The organism is Providencia sp. Je.9.19 (assembly GCF_051129765.1).
Taxonomy (GTDB): Bacteria; Pseudomonadota; Gammaproteobacteria; order Enterobacterales; family Enterobacteriaceae; genus Providencia.
This window is the reverse complement of record NZ_JBCPSS010000019.1, coordinates 1-1,780: the sequence shown is the minus strand read 5'-3', so window position 1 is coordinate 1,780 and position 1,780 is coordinate 1. Positions and strand designations below refer to the sequence as shown.

General features: G+C 43.0%; 1 protein-coding gene. It reads right to left on the bottom strand.

All coding sequences use genetic code 11. The features are described 5' to 3' along the window. Positions 1 to 210 precede the first annotated feature (210 nt). Positions 211 to 1,149 carry an Rpn family recombination-promoting nuclease/putative transposase gene (locus AAZR93_RS21500; RefSeq protein WP_434721034.1) on the bottom strand — a complete coding sequence of 313 codons (939 nt, stop codon included), beginning with the start codon at positions 1,147 to 1,149 and terminating at the stop codon, positions 211 to 213. Positions 1,150 to 1,780: the final 631 nt, after the last annotated feature.

Genomic DNA, 1,780 nt, shown 5'->3' with positions numbered 1-1,780 from the left:
AAGCACCAAAGGATGATGGTTGGCGCAAAATGTTTCCATTTAAACTCGTTTGGAGGCATGCGTTTATCCTAAAGCGATGAACAATACCGTGAGTGTTTCTCACTTAGGTCATTTTTGCAACAAGCCCTGAAAAAGCGCAAAACATCGCTAAACTCATTGAGCTAGCGACGTTTGCGTTAAGCACAAAAATGACAAAGGAATAAGGAGAGACTACTGCAGGGAAATGAGCTCTTCGCGGCTTAAACCGGTACTCTCAATGATAAGATCAAGGCTAACACCGTTCTTGAGCAAGCTACGAGCCATTGTAATCTTGGCATCACGCATACCTTTTTCGATACCTTGCTGTAATCCCTCTTGACGACCAATTTCTAGTCCTTCTTGGCGACCTTTATCTTGTAAGCGTTGTGCGATATTCACGATGACCTCCTGATGCTTATCTGCCTGTTCACTCAATTGCTGGACAATATGTTCAAAGTTGGGCGAGTCCAGTGCAATGAACAGATAATTGAGGATAGTGATGATGTCGTTATCACTATTATACTGTTGATTGAGCGCTTGTGCCAATAGCGGGATAACACGGTCAAACTCATCCCGTAAATATTTGTGCTTCATCGCCAGCTCCATCACGGCCACTTTGCGATGATTGACCAACTCATTATCATCAATCACCGTCACATCAACCAACGGGAAAGATTTGGTATACAATTCATTGGCTAGTTCGGGTAATGGAAAGCAATCGGTCCACAATTGAGAATAGGGGTAGGGTGAACGACCACCATGATAAAACAACACCGGCACCACTAACGGTAACGTTTTATGCCCTTGCTGAAGATGTTGATTCATAGCTAAGAAAGCATAATGCATGAGTCTCCAGGCCATGAGTTTATCGGGCGTCGACTGGTGTTCGACGAGAAGATAAATATACCCTTCACCTTCGGTGGTTTGCACCGAATAGAGCACATCGGATAATCGAGAGCGCAACTGTTTGTCGATAAACGAGGAATTCGTGAGTGCCAACGTACTGAAATCACACAACGCTTTAATATGCTCAGGCAGATGAATGTCAAAAAAATCTTTTGCGCTGTCAACCTGCGTCATAAACCCTTTAAAAGCCGCATCATGTGCCGTCGGCGTGTGCTTAGGTTTCATTATTTTATCACTCACTCCTCACTAAAGACTGTGCATCATAACGCAGAATCGATTTTCTGTCCGTTTTCAAATATTTTTTATCTTTTCGGAAATTTAGGCGGTTCCGGCATGAAAGTACTCAAAGTAAGTTTTCGTTCCACTGAACGCCCTCCCACTCTAGACCATTTACGGGATTCTTTGCCCCAAACCCCGAGTTGTCCCCATGCATCAAGAGCCGTCTATAAAAACTTAATAAAGTCGGGATAAGCGGGTATTTTCAGCTATTTAACCATCTCACTATTAATACTGTAACTTGATGTATTTGCCATTAAATGACGCCTTGATATTGACGTGTATTTCATCTGAATATACTGATGCGGTATTAATTCACTGGCTTTTATTGAATCAGGAAAGATATCAGAAACCTCAATCAAAGAAACGCCCGAAAGCTTTACCTCATAATATTTTTGAACATAAGCACGCCTGTGGCGTGAGCATCGCGGCAGAGCCGCTCTATTTCTAGGCAACGCCCTTCTCGTCTTTTATAATCTGCTCTATGTATATTCCCAGACCCGCTAAACTGCTCTTTCAATACGATGACGGATGGAACCGTTTCATTGATAATAACCCTGTCGATGAATGGCAGCTACTC